16 protein-coding genes are annotated in these 19226 nt (G+C 36.3%); 13 read left to right on the top strand and 3 right to left on the bottom strand.

The window, feature by feature from the left end; genetic code table 11:
• Position 1 precedes the first annotated feature (1 nt).
• From AC3FI7_RS08895 to AC3FI7_RS08845, 11 genes are all read left to right on the top strand, one after another.
• Positions 2-4522 carry a TonB-dependent receptor plug domain-containing protein gene (locus AC3FI7_RS08895; RefSeq protein ID WP_491461875.1) on the top strand — a complete coding sequence of 1507 codons (4521 nt, stop codon included), beginning with the start codon at positions 2-4 and terminating at the stop codon, positions 4520-4522.
• Positions 4523-4676: 154 nt separating this feature from the next.
• The gene (locus tag AC3FI7_RS08890) at positions 4677-5180 is read left to right on the top strand and encodes a GbsR/MarR family transcriptional regulator (RefSeq protein ID WP_142726208.1); all 504 of its coding nucleotides are present in this window, start codon (positions 4677-4679) and stop codon (positions 5178-5180) included.
• Positions 5181-5196: 16 nt separating this feature from the next.
• Entirely contained in the window at positions 5197-5895 is a 699-nt protein-coding gene (locus tag AC3FI7_RS08885) for a hypothetical protein (protein WP_142726209.1), read from the top strand.
• A 422-nt stretch (positions 5896-6317) separates the two neighbouring features.
• The gene (locus AC3FI7_RS08880; protein WP_142726211.1) at positions 6318-6728 is read left to right on the top strand and encodes a hypothetical protein; all 411 of its coding nucleotides are present in this window, start codon (positions 6318-6320) and stop codon (positions 6726-6728) included.
• A 132-nt stretch (positions 6729-6860) separates the two neighbouring features.
• Positions 6861-7226: a hypothetical protein gene (locus tag AC3FI7_RS08875; RefSeq protein ID WP_142726212.1), complete on the top strand. Its 366-nt coding sequence runs from the start codon at positions 6861-6863 to the stop codon at positions 7224-7226.
• Positions 7227-7231: 5 nt separating this feature from the next.
• Entirely contained in the window at positions 7232-8050 is an 819-nt protein-coding gene (locus tag AC3FI7_RS08870) for a DCC1-like thiol-disulfide oxidoreductase family protein (RefSeq protein WP_142726213.1), read from the top strand.
• Between the two features lie 13 nt (positions 8051-8063).
• Positions 8064-8540, top strand: coding sequence for an SRPBCC family protein (locus AC3FI7_RS08865; protein ID WP_142726214.1), 477 nt, complete (start codon positions 8064-8066; stop codon positions 8538-8540).
• 17 nt (positions 8541-8557) lie between these two features.
• Positions 8558-9262, top strand: a complete 705-nt coding sequence (locus AC3FI7_RS08860) for a YqjF family protein (protein ID WP_142726215.1) — start codon at positions 8558-8560, stop codon at positions 9260-9262.
• Between the two features lie 273 nt (positions 9263-9535).
• The gene (locus AC3FI7_RS08855) at positions 9536-10435 is read left to right on the top strand and encodes a TIGR01777 family oxidoreductase (RefSeq protein ID WP_142726216.1); all 900 of its coding nucleotides are present in this window, start codon (positions 9536-9538) and stop codon (positions 10433-10435) included.
• Positions 10436-10485: 50 nt separating this feature from the next.
• Positions 10486-11931: an alpha-L-fucosidase gene (locus AC3FI7_RS08850; protein ID WP_343659051.1), complete on the top strand. Its 1446-nt coding sequence runs from the start codon at positions 10486-10488 to the stop codon at positions 11929-11931.
• Positions 11931-14594: a beta-glucosidase gene (locus AC3FI7_RS08845; RefSeq protein ID WP_491461874.1), complete on the top strand. Its 2664-nt coding sequence runs from the start codon at positions 11931-11933 to the stop codon at positions 14592-14594. Before AC3FI7_RS08850 ends, AC3FI7_RS08845 begins: the two co-directional genes overlap by 1 nt.
• A gap of 52 nt (positions 14595-14646) precedes the next feature.
• Here the strand turns inward: AC3FI7_RS08845 and AC3FI7_RS08840 are convergent, their stop codons facing one another.
• Complete coding sequence (locus AC3FI7_RS08840; RefSeq protein WP_142726219.1) at positions 14647-15534, bottom strand: hypothetical protein; 888 nt, start codon at positions 15532-15534, stop codon at positions 14647-14649.
• A 126-nt stretch (positions 15535-15660) separates the two neighbouring features.
• The gene (locus tag AC3FI7_RS08835) at positions 15661-16044 is read right to left on the bottom strand and encodes a hypothetical protein (protein WP_142726220.1); all 384 of its coding nucleotides are present in this window, start codon (positions 16042-16044) and stop codon (positions 15661-15663) included.
• Positions 16045-16236: 192 nt separating this feature from the next.
• Between AC3FI7_RS08835 and AC3FI7_RS08830 the strand changes: the two genes are divergently transcribed.
• Together AC3FI7_RS08830 and lpdA are read left to right on the top strand one after the other, a co-directional pair.
• Entirely contained in the window at positions 16237-16500 is a 264-nt protein-coding gene (locus tag AC3FI7_RS08830; protein ID WP_228451328.1) for a hypothetical protein, read from the top strand.
• Positions 16501-16728: 228 nt separating this feature from the next.
• Positions 16729-18117, top strand: coding sequence for a dihydrolipoyl dehydrogenase (gene lpdA, locus AC3FI7_RS08825; RefSeq protein WP_142726222.1), 1389 nt, complete (start codon positions 16729-16731; stop codon positions 18115-18117).
• A gap of 109 nt (positions 18118-18226) precedes the next feature.
• Here the strand turns inward: lpdA and AC3FI7_RS08820 are convergent, their stop codons facing one another.
• Complete coding sequence (locus tag AC3FI7_RS08820) at positions 18227-19189, bottom strand: nuclear transport factor 2 family protein (RefSeq protein ID WP_491461873.1); 963 nt, start codon at positions 19187-19189, stop codon at positions 18227-18229.
• Positions 19190-19226 lie beyond the last annotated feature (37 nt).

Raw genomic sequence — 19226 nt, 5'->3', positions numbered from 1 at the left:
CATGAATCTCAAGTTTATCTCAATATATATCATTTTGCTGTATTTATTATTGTTATCCTTTTCTGTGAAAGGGCAGCAGTCATTTCAGGATTTTGAAAAAGAAAAAACGTATGTTCAGACCAACCATGTTTTTTATAAACCCGGTGAGGAAATGTATTTTAAAATATATGTTGTAAAAGGAAATAATAATCTTCCGGCAGAAAACAGCAAGGTGGTTAATTTTGAAATCATTGATCCGGCGGGAAGTGCTGTAAAAAAAATGAAATATGAAATTACCAATGGATATGCCGAAGGGTATTTTTATTTTTCTGAAGATATGAAAGGTGGAATCTATAAGATCAGAGCTTTTACCAACTGGATGCAGAATGAAGAAGGTAAAAATGCCTTTGAAAAAGAAATTACCCTCCAGAAAATAGTATCACCAAGAATTCTTATGAAACTGGACTTCCCTAAAAAAGGATATGGCCCTGGAGATGAGGTGACTGCCGATTTCTCGATGAGAAGCCTCAGCAATCTTCCTATTCCTTTCTATGAAGCAGATTTCACAGTAATGCATAATGGAGAAACCGTTTCAAAAGGAAAATTTATTACCGATAAAGAAGGGAAAAAACAATTGATCTTTAAGCTTCCTGAGAGGTTAAAATCTTCTGATGCCCTTTTGAACATCAAAGTGAATTTTGATGGATTTACAGAATCTGTTTCCAGAAATATCCCAGTTGTCCTGAACAATCTGGATGTGAGATTTCTGCCTGAAGGCGGAACTTTTATCAATGGAATAGAACAGAATATCGCGTTTAAAATTCTGGATGAATTTGAAAAACCTGTAGATGCTGTTCTGGCGGTTTATAACCAGAGGAATGAAAAAATAAAGGAAATTTCAGCTTATAATTTCGGAATGGGAAGTTTTCGGTTTACCCCTGAAAAAGGAGAAAGTTATTATGCAAAAATTGTGAAGCCGGAAAATATTGCCCGGACTTATACTTTTCCGGTGGCAAAAGACAACGGGCTGATTTTCAATATTCAGAATGAAAATAAAAAGCTGACTGTTACCATCATTTCAACCCAGGAAAAAGCAATTATTCTGAAAGGAAGTTTTCGTGAGAAAGAAGTCTATACTAAAGCTCTTTCTTTAAAAATTGGAAGCACCACACTCGAAATTCCTGAAAAAGATTTTCCGATGGGAATCTGCAGGTTTACAGTGCTGGAAGATAATATTCCTCTTGCAGAGCGTATTGTTTTTACCAATAAGGTAAATCAGCTGAATGTGAAAGTTAAGCCCGTAAAACAGTATTATCTGCCAAGAGAAAAAGTAATCCTGGATATTGAAACTACCAATGAAAATAATAAACCTGTTCCTGCTAATCTTGGAGTAAGTGTGGTAGATGATAAGCTATGGACCTATGCTGATGACAAACAGAATCATATCATTTCCTGGCTTCTGATGGACTCTGAATTGAAAGGGAAAATTGAAAAGCCACAGTTTTATTTTGATAAAAAAGAAGAAAAAGCAGATAAAAGCTTAGACCTTGTGATGCTGACAAATGGCTATCGCTATTTTGAGCTTATCCCGGAGGTTCTGAAAACTGATAAATACAAATACCTTCCCGAGAAGAAAAATACGATCTATGGAGTGGTAGAAGATGAAAACAAAAAACCGGTAAAAGCTGATGTTTTTCTTTTGAATACAGACAACAGAAAAATTCTCAAACAGACTGTTGCAGAAAACGGGAAGTTCTATTTTTCAGATTTAAATGCGGATGATTCCTATAAAATCATTGCCAAATCTTTTCAGCCCAGGCATCAGGTTAAAATCCATATTTTATCTTATAATCTGGATATTAATCCTTTAATAAAACAGAATCTGTCTCATATAGATGTGGAAGAAATCGTACAGGAAGCTGAAAGAAAAGAGGAAATAAAGACAGAAAACAGGAATAATACCCAAACGCTGAATAAGCCAGGGCGTTCAAGATCTGATACGATTCAGAATAAAAGAATTGAAGAAGTTATAGTATTGGGCTACAGTATGAGAAAGGATAAATCAGCCATGGCTTCTTCAACAATTGCTTCTTCTATGGAAATTCAGAATGCCAGTGTAACTTCTCTGTTGAATGGGAAAGTCGCAGGATTAGTAATTACAGGGACGGGCCAGGCAGGAGCCGGTGAGCAGATCAATATCAGAGGAAATTCTTCTATTACTAATAAAAGCCCCTTATTTATTGTAGACGGTGTTCCGGTAGAAAATTTCAATACTACTATTAATCCGAATGATATCAGCAGTGTTACTGTTCTCAAAGATGCTGCCGCTACAGCTATTTATGGAAGCCGTGCTGCCAATGGGGTAGTCATTGTAAATTCAGGTAAAAATAACAGCTCAAAAATCAATGTTGACATTACCCCGAAATCCTATCTTGCCGTAAAAGCCGTGCCATACGGAAAGCTTACTTCATACACCGGATCAAGAAAATTTGCTTATCCTGAGTATAAAACCACCAATACTTCTTATCGTTTTGATTACAGGGAAGCCCTGTACTGGAACCCAGTGGTGGAAACCGATAAGAATGGGAAGGCAACCGTGGAATTCTATAACTCAGATGCCAATACTACTTTTAGAATTATTACAGAAGGGATTGCGGCATCAGGACTTGTAGGAAGGGATGAAACAGCCTATGCGGCGCAGAGCCTTATTTCAATAGATGCCAAAATTCCTCAGTATCTGACAAGAACCGATCAGATGATGATTCCTGTTGTCCTTAAAAATAATTCCTCAGAAATCAGGAAAATGACCATGGATGTTATCGTACCCAATCATGTAAAACTGATTCATTCTGACAGCCTGATCACCTTAAAACCATTGGAATCAGGAAGATTATTTGTCAAAATACAGACTGATGAAATTGTGGATTCCAATATCCAGTTCAGCATAAGATCCGGAGATTTCAGGGAAACAATGATCCTTCCTTTTAAAGTAGAAGAGAAGGGATTCCCACATAAGTTTTCTATAATCAATAATAAAACTGAAGATATAAAAATCAATATTCCTGAATATATCAACGGGAGTCTTTATTCCTCATATTATGTGTTTGAAAACAGTGCTTTACAGCTGTTTGACAATCTGGAACAACTAAAGAAGGAACCTTATGGATGCTTTGAACAGCTTTCTTCAACAGTGTATCCTAATTTTTTTATTCTGGATTATTTAAAGTCCGGTAAAAAGATCGATACATCTACGGAGAATCTGGTGATTAAAAATATGAAAAAAGGCTTCCAGAAAATGCTGAGCTATAAAAATAGAGACGGAGGTTTCGGGTATTTCAACAGTGAAGAATCTGATGTGGCGGTATCAGCATTTGCCTTGTTGGAGTTTACGGATTTAAAGAAATATGTCAATCCGGATACCAAGCTTATTCAGGGACTTTCATCATTTATTTTATCCAGAAAAAATAGAAATGGACTGTTTGAAGTGAGAAAAGGCTATGAGTTAAAAAGGGAATATTCTGAATATTTCTGGGCCAGAAATATGTACGTTGTATATGCATTATCCAAAGTAGGCTTTAAAAATGAGATTGAAGACTCTTTTAATATAATGATGAAAAGAGCTCTGGCTACAAAGGATTCCTATCAGCTGGCTTTGCTGGCCAATGCTGCTGCTTATCTCGGAAAACAGAAAGAATATGATGAGCTGATGAAAATTATGGATAAGCAATATGAAACAAAGAATTTGAAATGCGACATCACTTTTACAGGCTCATGGTGGGGAAGGTCTGCAGAAGCGGAAACACTTTCACTATACATTATGGCACTTCAGAAAGATGAAAGCCTGAATCAGCTGAAAATAGCAGAGGCAGTAGATCAGCTTATTAATTTAAACGGATATTATGGTTTTGGTTCCACCCAGGCAACAACACTGGCAGTACAGGCACTGTCTGACTTTTTATCAAAAAATGAAAAGCTGTATGGAACAGAGAAACCTGTAATCAAGATTAATAAGGCAAATACCTCTCCCTACATCAGCCTTTCATCAGCCTATAAAGCAGGAGAAAATAATATCAGCATCTATTATCCGGCTAAAAACGGATTACCTTATAAACTGGATTATCAGTATCATACCCTTCAGGCTCCGGAAAGCAAAGACATTCCTCTTACTCTGGAAATAAAATTAAAATCAGGATTATCAAAAGTAGGAGAGACCAACAGACTGACTGTCATCGTTAAAAATAAAATAAACGGCCAGTTACCCATGACCATAGCGAAGATCGGTATTCCTGCAGGCCTGACCCTCCAGAATGCTTTGCTGAAAGACCTGATTGATAAAAAACAGATTTCCTATTATGAAATTTTTGATAATTATCTGGTGCTGTACTGGGAACATTTTAGTGCAGGAGAAATAAAAACCATCAATCTTGATCTTAAAGTGGAATTTGCGGGAACCTATACCGGGAAATCAAGTAACGTGTACCTCTATTATATGCCGGAAGCAAAATATTGGAATCAAGGGATTACAACCAGTATTGAGCCTTAATTTTATAAACTGAAACAGACATCCATTTATCCTTGTCAAGGTTTAAAACCTTGACAAGGATAAAAAAAAATCTTTTTAAATTAATTTTCAAAAATTATTGAAAGTTCAAAAAATATAATTATATTTGTTACAGGAAATTTAAAAGAAAAACAAGATGCAACTTTCAGAAGCAAAAGAAAAATACATTCAGACCTGGGGAACCTTTGCTACCAATTGGGGAATCAACCGTACCATGGCACAGGTGCATGCACTGCTTCTGGCAAGTGACAGACCACTTTCTACCGATGAAGTGATGGAACAGCTGGAGATTTCAAGAGGAAATGCCAATATGAATCTTCGCGGCCTGATCGACTGGGGGATTGTGAAAAAAGAGCTGATAAAAGGAGACAGAAAAGAATATTTCGTTGCAGAAAAAGATGTCTGGTACCTTTTCAAGCAAATTACCAAAGAACGCAGAAAAAGAGAAATTGAACCTGTCATTTCTTTTCTGGAAGAATTAAAGAATATTGACGATAAGGATTCAGAAGAAGCCAGGGAATTTATCAAGCTGATGAATGACTTCAGTTCGGTAACCGGAAAAATCAACAATATCATGGATCTGGCCATCAAAAGTGATGACCACTGGCTGGTAGGGAAGATTACCAATCTGTTGAAATAAACGAATGATTCCACACATGAAAAATCTTCTTTTATTATTTATTTCAGGCTTTTTAATAATCAGTTGCCAGAAAAATGTGAATGCCGGTTTTGACATTTATAAAGAAAATTCTGATCCTTATAATCATAAGATAAATGATTTGTATAAGATTGAAATTTACAAGGATGAAAAGATATTCAAAATTTTAGAACCTGAAAAGTGGGCCTTGTCTTTAAATTCTAATATAAAACTGGACAGCATAAAAGAAGGAAAATACTCATTTGTTTACGAAAATAATTTTGGAGAAACTATCAGAAAAGAAATAAAAGTAGATGAATCTAAAACGTACAGAATAAGAATCGCTCTTGACAGCTTGGTAAAAAAAAATAACAAATCAGTTTTTGAAAACCTAAAAGATTCAGAAGCAAAATTGGTCTTTAAATCTACAGGTTGCTTTCATCAGGAAAAAGACTCAATAACTGTTATAAATAAAAATAATCATTATTTTATCCGCCAGGAAGGTGGAAATCTAAAAGCGATAGATAGAACAACATGGGCTTATTTTGTAAAAACTGAAAATGAAATAAGGGAAATTCCGAAAGATGGTGATTGTACTACCAGAGATGTATATATTTTCTATAATAAAGGAAAATCAGACACGATTAGAGATAGCACCTGCAAGTTTTCTATCTGGTCTGCTATAAAAGAGTATCTTAAGAAAAATAAACTGCAATAATCAAAGGATGAAAATCCTTTTTTATTTCAAATAAACTTTCAGAAATTACTGAAAATATAAAATTTATAAAATGTTCAATATTGTTTCATATATACTGTTTTTAACCATCAGTTCATACATAACGATTGATGTAGGAAGAAGGTGTTACCATGAAGGAAAAGCGTATTTAAAATATCTGCTCCATGATGAAGGTCTCTGCCTGACAATTAACAGGATACTTCTTGGATGTTATTACTTGTTGAATTTAGGATATATCGCTATCAATCTTACAACCTGGAACAAAATAAACAGCCTGGAGGAAATGATAAGTATTACAGCAATGAGAGTAGGAAGTATCGTTTTAATCCTCTGTGTATTACATTATATGAACATTTTCGCGCTTTACTTTTTAAGAAATAAATTAACATTAAAATAATACTATTATGGCAGCTACAGTTTTAACCGCAACGTATAATTTTTCAGCGTACATGATCTATTTACCGATCGTAATTACCCTTACCGTATTGGTCTCCCAGTTTTTATTTAAAAATTCAAAAACATTCATGATTGATATTTTTCACCAGAAAAAAGATATTGCCATGGCAACCAATTCTCTTTTTAAAATAGGTTTTTATCTTTTAAATATTGGCTTTGCTTTATGCATCATAGAATTCTTTCAAATTGAAACCGTGGAAAGGCTGGTGGTAGCGCTGAGTAAAAAAATCGGAGGATTTTCAATATATCTGGGAATAATGATGCTTCTGAATCTGTTACTATTCCTGAAAGGACGGAGACATGCTTTGAACAAAGAAAACATAGAAAGTAATCAGACTACTGATTTTGAAAGAAACTGATTTTTTATTTGAATCCATATTTCAAAAATTACTGAAAATATAAAACAAACCATAATTATGAAAAATTTAATCATTCACTTATTCCTGATTATTTATTTCAGACGAAAAGGATCACTTTAAATAATAACTACCATGAAAACATTTACGAAATACGATTACTTTATCCAATTGATTATTCTAATAATCAGTATTGTGGGTGCTGTGATGCATTATAAAGACTGGAAATTTATAGAATTCTATTATGTGGTTGGAGGAGTGCAATTGATAAGTTATCTGATCAGGCTATTTTTAAAACTAAAACAAACATCTGAGTTCAGAGTATATGGATTAACCATCATGCCTGTCTGGATATGTCTGCTTTTGATTGACCAAAAAATCTATACTGAATTTACAATGGCTCTCATGGGTGTCTTCCTGATTCTGGCTTTGTTTTATACGCCTATAATGGCCATCCTTTATGTATATGATTGTTACAACAGTTATGAACCTTATAAATAATTACGATGAAAACACTCAAAAACCAGACCCTGATATACGACAATGAATGTCCGATGTGTAATTTCTATTCCAAAGGTTTCATAAAATGCGGAATGCTGGACGAAGACGGAAGGGAAGCATTTACGGAAATCTCAATGAGAAATAAGATCTTAATAGACTTCAACCGGGCGAAAAATGAAATTGCTTTGGTAGATCACAACAAAAATGAAGTCGTTTACGGATTAGACAGTCTGCTTGTCATCATTGGAAACTCTTTTCCATTGTTGGCAAAAATTGCTCGAAAAGGACCTCTCTATTGGTTTTTTCAAAAATTGTATTCCTTCGTTTCTTATAATAGAAAACAGATTATTCCTTCCTCAAAAGATTATACAGAACAATCTTGTGTTCCGGATTTTAACCTGAAATATAGAATAGCATACATCAGTTTTGTTGTTATTTTTTCGGCATATATCTTAAGTGAATTTTCCTTGAAGCTGGATTTTAATTTAGAACGAAATTTCTCGAGAGAATTTGCTGTTTGCCTCGGTCAGATCGCTTGGCAGAGCCTCTTTTTAAAAAGCTATCTCAAAGATAAAATCTGGGATTATCTCGGAAATATGATGACCGTTTCTTTAATCGGGACTTTACTGTTAATTCCTGCTCTGATGACCGATTTTCACCCTGTCTTTTATCTGATATACTTTGGAGCTGTAGTCTTGGTTATGTTTCTGGAACACCTGAGAAGATGCAGAATACTAAAGCTGAATCTTCTTCCTACCATCTCATGGATATTGTTCAGAATAATAGCGTTGATGATCATTATTCTTACAAACATTAAAATTTAAAATCTTAAAAAAAATGTCAACCATCTATTTAAATACTGTAATTAATGCAGACATTCACTATGTTTTTGATGTGGCAAGAAATATTGATCTGCATCAGCAGTCAACATCAAAATCACATGAAAAAGCCATTGCAGGACGTACTTCGGGACTGATTGAAGAAAATGAAACGGTAACATGGAGAGCAAAACATCTGGGCGTTTATCAAAACCTCACTACAAAAATTGTCAGCATGGAAAAGCCGTTTCAATTCGTTGATGTCATGCAGAAAGGAGCTTTCAGATCTATGCGTCACAGACATATTTTTAAATCTGTAAACGGGAAAACATTGATGACCGATATTTTTCAGTTCGAATCTCCGCTAGGCATCATTGGAGAATTATTCAATGCCATTTTTCTCAAGGGCTATCTTACAAGCTTTCTGATCAAAAGAAATGAAATGATCAAAACCTTTGCAGAATCTTCTACCCGTGACGGGATTGCAGTTTTTTAACCTAAAAACATACAGTTATGAACTTTTTAAAAGCAGAATGGAGAAAGCTGGCCATCATCAATTACGAAATTAATCCCGATATTTTATTACCATACCTGCCCAAAGGTACAGAGCTCGATTTTTATAATAGCAAATGCTATGTAAGTCTTGTGGGATTTATGTTTTTAAATACTACCCTGTTGGGGGTGTCCATTCCTTTTCACCGCAATTTTGAAGAAGTAAACCTGAGATTTTATGTAAAGAAAAAAGAAAAAGGAGTATGGAAAAGAGGTGTGGTTTTTATTAAGGAAATCGTTCCCAAACCTGCACTAAGTTTTGTTGCGAATACCATTTATAAAGAAAATTATCACACGATGCCTATGAAGAACCTCATCCATGAAAAAGAAGACGAACTGCTGATCCGGTACTCATGGAAAGATAAAAGCTGGTATTCTATTCAGATTATGGCTGAGAACAGAGCTAAACCGATGGAAGAAAATTCAGAATTTGCGTTTATCACAGAGCATTATTTTGGCTTTACAAAAAAAGAAAATACCACTTCAGAATATGAAGTATGCCACCCGAAATGGAATAGCTACACCGTAAATGACTATCAACTGAAAATTGATTTTCAAAAGATCTACGGAAATGATTTTGAAGGTTTGAATCATCAGCAGCCTGTTTCTGTAATGCTTGCCGATGGCTCAGAAATTCAAGTCAAAACCAAGAAATATATCAGCTAATAATCCATTGAGGAAAAGAGCCCTATCCTCAATCATCTGTGAAAATCTGTTACATCTGCGGGAAAAAACTAACCACAAATGCCGCAAAAGCTTTTTAGATACTTAAGTAAATGAAGATGATATCATTGCATTAAATAAAGTTCACATGAGTTTTTAAAAATATTTGATTTTTTTTTAAAATTGTTAAAATAAAATGAAATATCAGCTACAGCCATCTGTGAAAATCTACGGTTAAAACCTTAAATCTTACCCCGAAACTTAAACTTTAAAACAATGAAAATAATCATAGCCGGAGGAACCGGGTTTCTTGGCGAAAACTTAGAAAAATACTTTACAGAAAAAGGAAATCAGGTCTGCATCCTCACCCGCAAACCTGTGCGTAAAAACGAAATCTATTGGGATGCCCAAACCATAGGTGAATGGAAAAGCAGTTTGGAAAAAGCAGATGTACTGATTAATCTTACAGGGAAATCTGTGGATTGCCGGTATCATGAGAAAAATAAAAAAGAAATCTACTCCTCAAGAATTGACAGTACAAGAATATTACAGAAAGCGGTAGATGAATGTTCTGAAAAACCCAAAATATGGTTGAATGCGAGCTCTGCAACTATTTATATTCATTCTGAACAACACCTGAACACGGAGCAAAACGGGATTATCGGAGATGACTTTTCAATGAATATCTGCAAAAGCTGGGAGAAAGAATTCTTTGCAGTTCAAAATGAAGGAATACGGAAAGTTGCCCTTCGCACATCCATTGTTCTGGGCAATAATGGTGGAGCATTTCCTAAGCTAAAAATGCTTACAAAGCTGGGGCTAGGAGGAAAACAGGGCAGAGGGAATCAGATGGTAAGCTGGATTCATATTGAAGATTTCTGTAAAGCCATAGAATGGATAATTCAGCATGAAGATATTTCAGGAGCTTTTAATATCACTGCACCCGCTTCGCTATCTAATGAAAATATGATGAAAAAACTGAGAAAAGAACTGAAAATGCCTTTTGGACTCAATGCTCCGGTGTGGCAACTGGAAATAGTCTCTGTCTTTCTGAAAACCGAAACGGAACTGCTTCTGAAAAGCCGTAATGTGTATCCTGAGAGACTCCTGAAAAGCGGATTTCAGTTTTCATATCCCGGATTTGATGAAGCAATTCTTAATCTCTTGAGATCCTAATGTTTGTGGGTTTCCCAGAGGATAATTAAATTAGCGGAAAACTATTCCATATGTTGGTGATATCCAAAATAAAACCTTTTTTCCTTTCCTCTTTTTTAATAAGTTCAGTAGTATTTTCACAGGCTCATAATGTGTCTGACGGATATCAGAAACCCACAGATCCTCTTGTTATTCAGAACCTGGACCAATGGCAGGATATGAAATTCGGACTGTTTATGCATTGGGGAACCTACAGCCAGTGGGGAATTGTTGAAAGCTGGAGCTTATGTCCTGAAGACGAATCCTGGACCCAGAGAAAGTCTGAACATGGGAAATCTTACTGTGAATATGTAAAGAATTATGAAAACCTTCAGACCACTTTCAACCCTACTCAGTTTAACCCTCAAAAATGGGCTGATGCCGTAAAAAAAGCAGGAATGAAATACGTGGTTTTTACCACCAAGCATCATGATGGTTTTGCCATGTTTGATACCCGGCAGTCAGATTATAAAATTACCTCAGCCAAAACACCATTTTCAAAAAATCCAAAATCAGATGTGACAAAGGAAATTTTTGACACTTTCCGACAGGAAGGGTTTAAAATAGGAGCTTATTTTTCAAAGCCTGACTGGCATTCCGATGATTACTGGTGGTCCTACTTTCCGCCAAAAGACAGAAATGTCAATTATGATCCCAAGAAATACCCGGAAAGATGGGAGAGCTTTAAAAAATTTACATTCAATCAATTAAATGAAATTACTTCCAATTACGGAAAAATTGATATTCTTTGGCTGGATGGGGGCTGGGTCCGTCCTTTCAACACCATAGATCCGAAAGTAGAATGGCAGCGTACCATCAAAGTAGAGCAGGATATTGACATGGACAAAATAGGAAGTATGGCCAGAAAAAATCAGCCTGGGATTATCATTGTCGACCGTACCGTTCCCGGCAAATGGGAAAACTATGTGACCCCTGAACAGGCGGTTCCGGAACAAGCTCTTTCCATTCCCTGGGAAAGCTGTATCACTATGGGGGATTCCTTTTCTTACGTTCCGGATGACCACTATAAATCTTCTCAAAAGATCATTGAAACCCTGGTTAAAATTATTTCAAGAGGAGGAAATTACCTGATGAATATTGCTCCCGGACCTAATGGTGATTATGATGCCATTGTCTATGAAAGATTACATCAGATTTCGGGATGGATGGACAAAAACGGGTCTGCTGTTTTTGCAACCAGAAGTATTGCTCCCTATCACGAAGGAAACTACTATTATACCCAAAGTAAAGACCATAAAACGGTGAATGTTTTCCATCTTAATGAACAGTCAGAATATAAGGCCCCGGCAGTGCTTACTTTCTCCGTTCCGGAAAATTTTAAACCTAAATCTTTGAAAGTACTGGGGATTTCATCAAAAATTCAATGGAAAAAAACAGAAGGAAATATCATGGAAATCAAATTACCTGAAGAAAGGAAAGCTCTGAAATATGCAACCGTCATTCAAATTATACAATAATGAGATTGTTTCGTTTTAAACTTACAGGAGCTGCATTATGGTTGAGTGTTATCTCTGTTTCCGCTCAGAAGCCTCTATATAAAGACCCCAAACAACCTGTTGAAACCCGGGTTCAGGACCTGTTGAAGAGAATGACGCCCGAAGAAAAATTCTGGCAGTGCTTTATGATTCCCGGGGATTTGGATAATGTACCGAAAGGACAATATTTTCATGGGATTTTTGGATTGCAGGTGAGTGCCGAAAATCAGGGAGGTGGAGCTGCGGGGCAGTTACTGAAATACAATGCCGGTGAAGATGCGGAAAGACTGGTAAAAAAGATCAATGCGATCCAGAAATATTTCGTTGAAGAATCGAGGTTAGGGATTCCGATTATTCCTTTTGATGAGGCTTTGCATGGGTTGGTAAGGGAAGGTACTACCGCTTTTCCACAGGCAATAGGTCTGGCTGCTACTTTCAATCCGGAACTGATGGCTCAGGTTTCAGCCGCCATTGCAAAAGAATCAAAATTAAGAGGAATCCGCCAGATTCTGACACCGGTAGTGAATCTGGCCAGTGATGTGAGGTGGGGAAGAACGGAAGAAACATATGGAGAAGATCCTTTTTTGACATCTGTAATGGGAGTCAGTTTTATCAGTTCCTTTGAAAATATGGGAATTATTACGACACCCAAACACTTTTTAGCCAATGTAGGCGAAGGAGGAAGAGATTCTTATCCCATTCACTGGAGTAGAAGATATCTGGAAGAGACTCATTTAATCCCTTTTTATACTGCATTTACAAAAGGAAAAAGCCGGGCGGTGATGACTTCCTACAATCTGCTTGACGGAAGACCTTCAACGGCCAATCACTGGCTGCTGACAGAAAAATTAAAAAAAGACTGGAGTTTCAAAGGTTTTGTAATCAGTGATGCAAGTGCAGTGGGAGGCGCAAATGTCCTGCATTTTACGGCAAAAGATTATGATGATGCATCTGCACAGGCTATTAATGCAGGGCTTGACGTGATCTTTCAGACAGAATATAAACATTATAAGCTCTTTATCCCTCCGTTTCTGGATGGCAGAATCTCAAAAGAAAGAATTGATGATGCTGTATCAAGAGTGCTGAGAGCCAAGTTTGAACTCGGATTGTTTGAAAACCCCTATGTCTCACCTAAAGAAGTTGAAGAATTAAAAAAGCTGAATTATAAGCCGTTGGCGGAAGAGGTAGCTGCAGAATCCTTTGTATTGCTTCAGAACAATAATCATACACTTCCTGTTCCCGAAAATATAAAAAAGATTCTTATGGTGGGAACAGATGCGGTGGATGCAAGGTTAGGCGGTTATTCAGGACCGGGCAATAAAAAAGTAAATATCCTGGAAGGTCTTAAAAATTATGTAAAAAATAAAGATATTGAAATCATTTATTCAAAAGGTATCGATTGGAATATAAAAGATTTTACCACAATTTCTGATAAATATCTCTCGTCTGAAAATAAAAAAGGGTTAAAAGGAATGTATTTTTCCAACACTGATTTAAAAGGTAATCCTGCTTTTGAAAAGCAGGATGAGCAGTTCAATTTCAAATGGACTTTATACTCTCCCAACCCTGAAAAGCTTCAGCCGGATCAATATAGCATCCGCTGGACCGGAAAATTGGAAGCCCCGGATTCCGGTAAATACCAACTGGGATTACGGGGGAATGATGGTTTCAGGCTATATCTTGACGGGAAGCTGGTTATTGGCCAATGGGAAAAACTGAGTTATTCCACAAAAACGATCGATGTAGATTTTATAAAAGGAAAGAAATACAGCATTACAATTGAATTTCATGAAAACCGTGGTGAAGCCAATCTGGAACTGATCTGGAATTATGGGTTGCATGATTATCAGAAAGATTTTAATGAGGCTTTGAATCTCGCCCACAATGCAGATTACATCATTGTTACAGCCGGAATTCATGAAGGAGAATTTCAGGACCGTTCATCTTTAAGCCTGCCGGGAAATCAGGAAGCGTTTATTCATGAAGTTTCAAAATTAAATAAGCCAACTGCAGTTGTTTTGGTAGGAGGTTCAGCCATAAAAACAACAGCATGGAAAGATAAGGTTGGAGCGATCATGGATATTTGGTATCCGGGAGAAGAAGGTGGAAATGTAGTGGCAAAAACACTCTTCGGTGCTGAGAATCCATCCGGAAAATTGCCTCTTACTTTTCCTGTGGAAGAGGGGCAGCTGCCATTGACCTACAATCATCATCCGACGGGAAGAGGAAATGACTATTACGACCTGAGTGGTGAGCCGCTATATCCCTTTGGTTTCGGATTAAGTTATACTACTTTTGAAATCTCTGATTTACAGTTGAACAAAAGCCAGTATTCGGAGAATGAAACCATTACTGCTAAAGTAAATGTGAAAAATACAGGTTCGAAAGCAGGAAGTGAAGTTGTTCAGCTGTATGTGAAAGACCTGCTGGCTTCGGTTTCAAGGCCGGTCATTGAGCTTAAGGGATTTCAGAAAATAGAATTAAAGCCCGGAGAATCAAAATCCGTTACTATCGAAGTTCCTGTGAAACAGTTGCAGTTTCTGAATGAAAAGATGGAATGGATTGTAGAAAAAGGAACGTACAGAATTATGGTGGGAAATTCATCAAAAAATCTTCCTTTAAAACAGAATATTGAAGTTTTATAGTCATAAAAAGAGCAGAAATTTCTGCTCTTTTTGTATATATTCTGGAGATGGTCTAGTATTTTCTGGCCAGTAAAACGTTCAATAAGAATGTTCCTGCCCAGTTACTGTTATTGGTAGTGGCACCGTTCGTACCGATAAAGTCTACACGGGCCACTGAAACGGTAAGACGGGTTCTCCCAGCAGTTCCGTTATTGGCAAGACTCACAAAGGATGCTGTAAATACATCCGGGAAACTTGAGTTGTTTCCTGCAGTAAGAATAGGATACATATTGGTAACATTGAAAGGAGTACCCTGATATTCATAAACAAGGGTCATTCTGCTGGCATTGGAGTAAGCAGCTGTTTGGGCTCTGTCCACAGATGTTTTACTCACGATCCACCACCTGTCTGTTGCAGCACCTGAATCATAGCCTGCATTAGCATGATTGGTCCAGTCGGCAAGAGCTGCGGTTCCAAGTGCATGAGGAGGAATGAAGAGCTGTGTACCATAAATTTCCACGTTGCTTGGCTTGGGAAGAACCGTAAAAGATAAATCCCATGTCCCTCCGGAAGTATTGCTGTTGTTCACCACTTCGGCATAAGCGCCGGTAGGGATTACAAAAGAAGAGACAGGAGTGTTGTCAATCCTTAAGGTATTACCGCTTGATGCCTGAAGCGTAATATTATTAGGAGAAATGTTTTTAATCTTATAAATTCTCCCTGTAAAACTCGTTGTACCGGTTCCGATGACCGGGAGTGTAAAAGTGGCATCGGCTGTTCCATTATATGTGATGTAATGGTCAGTAGCCAGAATAGAATAGTTTGTGGCAGTGACCTGAGTGTAGCCTGCCCTTAATGAACCATTTACAGCGAGTGTACTGTTGGGGGTGGTAGTATTAATACCTACTTGTGCAGTTAAGGGAACTGCTCCAAAAAAGAGGATCAAGATGTATTTTTTCATATTTCTAAATTTTGGTTTCTAACAAAAATATTAAAAAAAAATGCTAAAAAATCTACTGAAACACAATAATTTGAATGTTTTTAGATAAATCACTTTTTTAGTGATAGGAGTTATTTGCAGAGTTTATTAAATAAGCCTGCATGGCACCTCCAGATCTTCTGTAAGATAATAACTGCAGCATAAGCGGTGATAGCCATCTGCAATGATCAGTTCATGCTCTCCCCGTACCAGCAGTATAGGTGAAAGCTTTTTATTTTTCTCCACTTTTTTCAGGTTTTCTTTTACATGAATATTGGTTTCCGGAAGAAGGGAAAGCTTACTGGCTCTTAAAATATCTTTCGATTTTTTTATGATAGTGGGAGCGGCCTTTAATTTTTTAACCATTTTTTGTACTTCATCGGGTTGGAAAAGTAGTTCCAGATAGTCTTGTGCTGCAGGAAAATCATGGTCTTCAGGTTCCTTCAGCCAGATACTGTCTTTGGTCAGTTGAGTTTTTTTCACAGTCTTCATAAGTGCTTATTTAAAAGATGAATAAATGTATGAAAATAGCAGGGTCCCAGCAGTATTTATTTTTTTTATTTTGATGCCTGTTTTATTTTCAACAGAAATATTGGTACGATATATGTAATATTTATAACGAACCATGATGGATTAATTAATAAAAAGATGAATTAATTAAATCCATTCAAAAATATGAACATTATGAAAAAGTTATTAATTTCAACAGTATTGTTACTAGGTTTATCAATGAACGTTTCAGCACAAAAACATCCGCCGGCTCCACCACATCCTTCAAAAAACGAGTTGGTAAATATTAAAATGCAGGAGCTTACCAAAAAATATAACACAGAAAAAAAACTGATCCTTAATCATCCGTTAGCCACTAAACAAATGAAAAGAGATCAGATGAAAGCTTTAAATGCAAGATATGCGACTGAGAAACGATTGCTTAGACAGGCAAAATAATACAGAACCTCTGCAGTTATTAAAATGAGAAAAGCAGTTTTTTATATTTTTTAAATTTGAAAAGTTTTCAGTATAAAATAAAAATTATTGAAAGAGAATGCGTTTTGTGTTCTCTTTCTTTGTGTAAAATTGAATAAAAATGGCTTGTAGATGCATTTTAAGATCAATTTGCAGAAACATGAAACATCCAATATTTTTCCTTAAATTCGCATAAAAATTTTTAAAGTAATGAATTACGATATTATTGTCATTGGAAGTGGTCCTGGTGGATATGTTACTGCGATCAGAGCAGCACAATTGGGTTTCAAAACCGCAATTATCGAAAAAGAAAATTTAGGAGGAATCTGCCTTAACTGGGGATGTATTCCAACTAAAGCTTTATTGAAATCTGCTCAGGTTTTTCATTATATCAACCATGCTGAAGATTATGGTTTGAATAAAGTGGAAGCAAGCTTTGAATTTCCGAATGTGATCCAGAGAAGCCGTGGTGTTGCCAATAAAATGAGCAAAGGAATCGAATTCTTGATGAAAAAGAATAAGATTGACGTAATTCTTGGTACTGCAAAAGTACAGAAAGGTAAAAAAGTTTCTGTGACAGATAAAGATGGTAAAGTCACTGAATATTCAGGAAATCATATTATCATCGCTACGGGAGCTCGTTCAAGAGAATTACCCAACTTACCGCAGGATGGTAAGAAAGTAATCGGATACAGACAGGCATTATCTCTTCCTGAGCAGCCAAAATCTATGATCGTTGTAGGTTCTGGAGCAATCGGAGTAGAATTTGCTGATTTCTATAACACAATGGGAACGAAGGTTACTATTGTTGAATTTATGCCAAACATCGTACCTGTGGAAGATGAAGAAATCTCTAAGCACTTGGAGAAATCTCTGAAAAAATCAGGAATCGAAATTATGACAAACGCTTCTGTAGAAAGTGTTGATACAAGCGGTGAAGGCGTAAAAGCTAATGTAAAAACAGCTAACGGAAATATTACGCTTGAAGCTGATATCCTTTTATCAGCTGTAGGTATTGCTGCAAATATTGAGAACATCGGATTGGAAGAAGTGGGAATCCAGACAGATAAAGGAAGAGTATTGGTAAACGAATGGTATGAAACATCAGTCCCGGGTTACTATGCGATCGGAGACCTTATCCCAACTCAGGCATTGGCTCACGTTGCTTCTGCAGAAGGGATTACTTGTGTGGAAAAAATCAAAGGTCTGCACGTTGAAAAAATCGACTATGGCAATATCCCTGGATGTACATACTGCCACCCTGAAGTAGCTTCTGTAGGTCTTACTGAAAAGCAGGCTAAAGAAAAAGGATATGAAATCAAAGTAGGTAAATTCCCTCTTTCTGCCAGCGGTAAAGCTACTGCAAACGGAAATACAGACGGATTTATCAAAGTGATTTTTGATGCCAAATACGGTGAGTGGTTAGGATGCCACATGATCGGTGACGGAGTAACTGATATGGTTGCTGAAGCTGTTGTAGCGAGAAAACTTGAAACTACAGGTCACGAAATCATCAAGTCTATCCACCCGCACCCAACAGTTTCTGAAGCTATTATGGAGGCTGCTGCTGCTGCTTACGGTGAGGTGATTCACATCTAATATATTATTGATCGTCATTCATCAGGTTGACATTAAATAATAAAGAGCCGGAGAAACAGATAGTTTCTCCGGCTTTTTTAGTTAATGTTTATTACTTCCGATGGAGTTCCTATTGAATGGTAGACTGCATTTCTTCATCGAGTTTATAACTGTCTTCCATAAAATGATATTTTACAATCTTACCATCTAGCACTTTAAAAATTATGACAAACTCGGTCTTAAATACCTTGTTGTAAGCAAGAATTTTAGAAGACAGATGCCCGGTAACAGTTGCATTCTCGCCATTAACAGCGATAAAGTCAATTTCAAACTTTTCCGGTTTGACATTTGAGTATAATTCTTTAAAAAACTCTTCTATCTCTTTCTTTGTCTGCCTTTTACCCGCCCATGAAAATTTGTCTTTATTTCCAGGGAGGTCCCAGTCTACGTTTTCCGAAAATAAATCTAAAATATTTCCTTTCTTTTCACCGAATTGTAAAGCAAAGAATTCATCTATAACTTCTCGTGTTGATGCTCTATATTTTTCACCCATATCTTTCAGTAAGTTTTTGAAAATATGTACCCTGTCGGTATCTTCAGATGCAAAATCAGGATCTACATAGACATGAACCCTTTTAATAAATTCTCCTTCAAATTCAAATACATTGCAGAATTTACCGTGTGAAATCTTATAATCAGGCCATTTTTTTCCGGATCGTGTAGTTCCACTTTCTGTTCCTTCTACCACAATAGTATGATCAGAGATTACATATTTGAAATTATCAATATCATGACTGAGGTTTTGCAGATGACTACCCATTACCTTTCCAAAATTCCTGATTCCATTTTTTCCCTTTTCAAACCCGAATTTAGGATAATATATTTCTACATCCTCTGTATAGAGGTTGAAATATTCCTCGTCAAATTGCCCGTCATCCACCTTTTTAAAATAAATTTTCACTTTGTTTTTCCGAAGAGCTGCCAAGTCTGTATTGTTCATATGCTTTTGTTGTTTTATTGATACTCTTTGTTGAGCATTGATCTTTGTTGTCAATACGAAAAGAGTCGTAATTATTGTAATTTTGCTTTTCATTTATTTTAAACCAATCGTTCCAAAATAAGACAAAAAA

This window comes from Chryseobacterium sp. TQ-BC-N36, from assembly GCF_058382295.1.
This window is presented reverse-complemented; position numbering and strand designations above follow the sequence as displayed.